We start from the raw sequence: 5,157 nt of genomic DNA on the forward strand, positions 1-5,157 counted from the left end.
TGATATTATGGTGAAAAACAAGTGGTTAGAACAGCCACCGCTTGCTCCTAATAGGAAAGAACTTGCACAAGATAAATAAGATATCCCCCTCATTAGTGAGGGGGATATTTTTAATGAACTTTTTAATTTTAGGTTATGAAAATTCTTTAAAAGGCTAAGTGAATAAAAGACTGTTTAACAGAAAAAATGTAATAACTATGTTTTAAGGAGATGTTATATAAAAATGGCATTTGAGGAAGGACTCGCCCGATCAGAAAAAGCTTATAACCAGTTCACTGGGGTAAGTTCTTTATTTGCTAAAATAGTGAAAGAAGATTTTCTCTCAACATGGCAATGGTGGTTTGGACTGGCCCTATTTATTGTTCCATGGATTGTTTGGATTATATTTAGGAAAAAAGATAGTACAGGACGCCTTCTTTTAGCAGGCTTAATAACCATCATATTATCACTTACAATAGATCTTGCTGCCTTATCTCTAGGGTTGTGGTCATACCCAATGGTGATCATTCCTCTAGCCCCCTTTCTATTTTTACCTTATCACTTCTCTTTAGCACCAGTTGGGGTCATGCTCACTCTACAAATAAAGCCAAAAATGAATACCTTATTAAAAGGGGTCATATTCGCTGCAATTGCTGCCTTTGGAGGAATGAATTTCTTTAATGCAATCGACTTTTATAACGATAAAAATTGGTCCACTTTATATGATTTTATTATTTTCTTAACTCTTTATTTTGTCGCTTATGCGGTTACAAGGATTGAGAGCTATACTAATTTAGATAAGGGATAAACTGTACTTGTAACGACATAAAGGCGTTAATGAATTAGTGAGTCTTAAGCTTAGGAAGCATGATGAACTTTTCTGACTTATAACTAAATACTATTGTAAGAAGCAAATTTTTTGCTTCTTTTTTAATTCCTTTTAAATTTTCCCCGTATTTACTTTTATGAAGTTCTATTTTTTATATNNATTTTTTATATCAAATTAATATAATGAAAAAGTTAAACTTGTCCAGAGGTGAATAGTTTGGAGATGTTTGGTTTGTCATTTGCGGTACTCTTAAAAGTTATATTAATCAATATTGTTTTAAGTGGCGATAACGCAGTTGTGATTGCAATGGCGTCACGTAATGTTCCTAAGAAGCAGCAAAAGAAAGCAATCTTTTGGGGAACATTTGGAGCGATTATTTTACGTTTACTATTTGCAGTAATCATAGTTTATCTGCTAGGTGTACCTTTCGTAACTTTTATAGGCGGTCTTCTCCTAGTGTACATTGCCATTAAACTATTAATTGGTGATGAGGAGGGAAGTATGAAGGAAGGAGGGGCAAGTTTATTTTCAGCTGTCAAAACAATTATCATTGCAGATGCAGTCATGTCCCTTGATAATGTACTAGCTATTGCTGGTGCAGTTGAAGGAAATTTGGTCGGTATTGTGATTGGTGTGATTGTTAGTATTCCAATCGTTGTTTTTGGCAGCCAGTTAATACTAAAAGCAATGGAGAAATACCCAATTATCTCTTATGCAGGGGCTGGAATCTTATCTTGGACAGCAGGTGAAATGCTCCTCGGGGAACCAAAATTTGAACCCTTTCTTACTCGTGATTTACATTTATTAATACCTACAGCAATTACTGTTTTTGTTATTGGATTTGGATATTTAATTTCAAGGAAAAAACTAATATAAAAGAGGAAGGGGCGATGCATAAATTGGCATCGCTCTTTACTGAATTGGCACAATATATTTTTACTTCATGAATTATTAATGATTTGATTTCTATCTTCTGTTTGAGGAGGTTCCTCAAACCATTTATGCTTGATCATAATTTCAATCCCTTCTTGACCATAAAAATAGATATCTTTGGCTAAGAGGGCTAATTTTAAGGAGATATCATTTCTTAGAGTAAAAAATGTACCAAAGCTATTTCCAACAATGCAAAATCCATTTAGAAAGGTGATACAATGCATCATTAGTTTGTCTGAAAATGGGGGAATAGTGGAAGTAGTTACCGTACCCCCAGAATGGGCAGAGACTTGAATATCATTTTCCAAAAGAATTTCTTGGAATATTTTAATTTGTTTTTTTGCAAGTTCTTTCCCTTTTTCAAAATATTTTCTAACTTCTTTGTTTTGTGCGCATTGAGCAAATCCTGTAATAAGCTGCATTCCAATATTATTAGTCTCTATTCCATGATGAAGAATACCAAGTTCAATGTCGTTTAATGCCCGTTTAGAATTAAATGGGTGAAAACCGCTCATATAATCTTTATTTTTAATAAACTCTGTTGTTTTTGGCATTGTCACTCTTGGTGGAAGGGTTAAGATTCCTTTTTCCAGTAAATATAGGGTGGCTAACTTATATATTTTATGGGTAACAGTGGTTAGTCCTTCATAAACCTGTATCACATCATCGTTATATGCCATATTCATGTTAATGGTGTACATACCCATGCTTACTTCTTTTAATACTCGTATAAACATCACGTCAAATCCATTGTCAAATAACTTGGGTGCTTCTAAATTCACATCTTCCTTTCTAAAACCAATAGGAATAACGACCCCTTGCTGGCTAAATATTTTCTCAATTTCTATAACATAATAATTTAACTCCTGCCATAAGCCCCCTAAGATATTCCTTGCTTCTTCGTCATCCGCTTTTTTCATGAAATATTCTAACACTCTCATAATAAGAGTTTTTTCTTGATATGTAAGCCAAAGGGTTCCTACCTCTGATGAGCTTATTGGATTTGTTAAAATCAAAAGGATCCCACCTTCATATAATTTAAATAAATTATTCCCAAGTCGGAGACTAATCATTCGATAATCGATTTTTCTGGCTGTTTTTCTGTGAATTCCAGAGTAGAACAACCATATTAGGTTCCAGCAAATATTAGCTCATGATAACAACTTCAGCCTGCCTGGGAACATTGAACGTTAATTAATGAGAATCTTCATAAGGGACAACCTATAAGTAGGAGGGATGTTCTTGGGATTTCGAATTTTGTTATTTCTAATATTAATCAGTTTTAATATATCGACGGTTGTCAGTGCAGAAGTCCCGCTCATTGCTGCATTTATCCGTGATCATCAGCTATGGATTAAAAAGGGCGATCAAGAAATTCAAATCACTAAAAATCGATATGTATATTCTCAGAAATGGTCATATGATGGCAGGTTTATTGGTTATATTGATGGTGATGAAAAAGGTGAAAAATCTAATCTATTTATTTATGATACGAGGGAAAAGGAAAGCTACCAGCCTTACGTGAGGGTCGAAACATCTGACTTTAAATGGTCTCCAACCAAAAATCAATTAGCCTACAATGATCAAGGCATTTTGAACGTTACGAAAACAAAGAATGGCCGCCCGCAAGGCTTTGAAAATGTTTCATTAGGGGTTAGTGGTTTTGAGTGGTTTCCGAATGGGAAGGAATTTATCGTTGCCTCACAATCCAAATTGCGTCCTACTTGTTGGGGCCCCATCCCACTTTATCGGATTCCCGTAGATGCCAATCTCGCGAAAGAAAAAATGAAGCATTTTTATACCATTCAAATAAAAGAACCTGACTTGTTTGCGATTGATGCTGATTATTTTAAGTGGAGTACAGACAGGAAGTGGGTTAGTTTTTTAGCAACGCCAACTGCGTCTTGGTCGATGGATAGCAATACTTTATGCGTTTTGTCTTCAAAAGGAGAACACTTTCAAGCAGTAGGTAAAATGCTAGGATTCAAAGACTGGTTTAAGTGGGCTCCATCTGCTAATCAATTAGCCTATATTTCAGGAGAAGGAAGATTTTTTGTTGAAAACAAGAAAACCACCATTGCCGATATGCCGACCTACAAGCAACAAAAGGAATACACACCAAAAGGTTTCGTAGACCTTGATGTGGAATGGTTCTCACCAGATAAAGTGATTGTCGCTCGTGCAAAAGAGAACAAGGAGTGGAAGGAAGGGCCTGTTCCAACGATGTTTACAGCACTTTATGCGATCAATATTAAAACTGAGAAACAAAAACAAATCTCATTTCCGAAGAAGAATGAACTGGATGAAGTTCCTCAAGTTGTGGGTTCCTATCTTACTTGGGTTCGCAAGCAGGGAGATGGGTCTAAAGGTGATGTCTGGGTGAAGGACGGTTTAAATGGTAAAGAGCATATATGGCTATAGAATGTTGATGGAGCGCCAATCTTTTTTACTCCGAATTGAAATGGTTTGCAGAATGGATTTGTCAAGCGCTATGATTTATTGATTATCGTTTTTCTGGTATGATTTCTTTGGAATGTTATCTTTAATCAACTTTTGGGAAGTGTGTTTATAGAATGAATACGCCAGATGAACTTGCATTGGGTGATGTTAATTTGAAAGAATTGGACCATTCTGCTCTTTCTCAAAACATTCATTCATTTTTATATCGTTTAGATAATAATGGGGAATCACGCTTGCCGCAACGTGCGTATCTTGCAACCCGGCATGCCATACGACAACTGCAGCTCCCTCCAGGACAAACCATATTAGAAAGGGAAATGGCTGACATTTTGGGTATGAGTAGAACTCCAGTTCGTGAAGCTCTTGTGCGTTTAGAGATGGAGGGATGGGTTAAGCTCATACCGCGTCGTGGGTTTGTTGTGGCGCCCATTGTAGCGGACGATCTCCAACATATTTATGAAGTCGTAGAAGCGCTCGATGGAATTGCTGGAAGCCTGGCTGCCAAGCGAGCGACAAGTGAGGAATTGGACAAACTTGATCATTTGATAGAGGAACAGGAAAAAGCACTAGAAGAGGAAAATCTGATTGCATGGACTGACCTTGATGAACAATTTCATCAACTTATTGTGGATATAGCACGAAATCCCCGTCTAAGGGGAGTGATGGATAGTCAATCTGATCAACTATATCGTGCTAGATTATTTACGATAAAGCTTCGGCCGAAACCAACACGTTCCATAATGGACCACAAGGCCATTGTGTCTGTTATGCGGGCAGCAGAACCGGATGCTGCACGATCCATGTTACAATCCCATCGTTTTAGAGCACGCAGTGAAATATTACAAATTATCCGGTCGATGCCTTAATTAATGAAAAAGGGCTGCAGAGATTTTCAAGAAATCCGCTGCAGCTCTGGTTTAGAATATGCTATATTACATAATTACATAGTTTCCCGA

General features: G+C 36.6%; 5 protein-coding genes. 4 read left to right on the forward strand and 1 reads right to left on the reverse strand.

The features are described 5' to 3' along the window. The first annotated feature begins 223 nt into the window (after nucleotides 1-223). The gene (locus V7659_RS24305) at nucleotides 224-787 is read left to right on the forward strand and encodes a CBO0543 family protein (protein WP_335542712.1); all 564 of its coding nucleotides are present in this window, start codon (nucleotides 224-226) and stop codon (nucleotides 785-787) included. 243 nt (nucleotides 788-1,030) lie between these two features. Further along, nucleotides 1,031-1,684, forward strand: coding sequence for a TerC family protein (locus tag V7659_RS24310; protein ID WP_335542716.1), 654 nt, complete (start codon nucleotides 1,031-1,033; stop codon nucleotides 1,682-1,684). A 65-nt stretch (nucleotides 1,685-1,749) separates the two neighbouring features. On the opposite strand, the gene V7659_RS24315 is transcribed toward V7659_RS24310, so the two are convergent. After that, entirely contained in the window at nucleotides 1,750-2,757 is a 1,008-nt protein-coding gene (locus V7659_RS24315; protein ID WP_335542713.1) for a DUF3231 family protein, read from the reverse strand. Between the two features lie 226 nt (nucleotides 2,758-2,983). Between V7659_RS24315 and V7659_RS24320 the strand changes: the two genes are divergently transcribed. Beyond that, nucleotides 2,984-4,162 (forward strand): translocation protein TolB, encoded by a 1,179-nt coding sequence (locus tag V7659_RS24320; RefSeq protein ID WP_335542714.1) that lies wholly within the window; start codon nucleotides 2,984-2,986, stop codon nucleotides 4,160-4,162. A 152-nt stretch (nucleotides 4,163-4,314) separates the two neighbouring features. Beyond that, entirely contained in the window at nucleotides 4,315-5,067 is a 753-nt protein-coding gene (locus tag V7659_RS24325) for a GntR family transcriptional regulator (protein ID WP_335542715.1), read from the forward strand. Nucleotides 5,068-5,157 lie beyond the last annotated feature (90 nt).

The sequence above is a fragment of the Neobacillus drentensis genome (assembly GCF_036966985.1).
Classification (GTDB): domain Bacteria; phylum Bacillota; class Bacilli; order Bacillales; family Cytobacillaceae; genus Neobacillus; species Neobacillus drentensis_E.

Excerpts from the sequence above, each read along its gene's own strand:
- V7659_RS24305 (WP_335542712.1), top strand. The coding sequence starts at position 224 with ATGGCATTTGAGGAAGGACTCGCCCGATCAGAAAAAGCTTATAACCAG.
- V7659_RS24310 (WP_335542716.1), top strand. The coding sequence starts at position 1,031 with ATGTTTGGTTTGTCATTTGCGGTACTCTTAAAAGTTATATTAATCAAT.
- V7659_RS24325 (WP_335542715.1), top strand. The coding sequence starts at position 4,315 with ATGAATACGCCAGATGAACTTGCATTGGGTGATGTTAATTTGAAAGAA.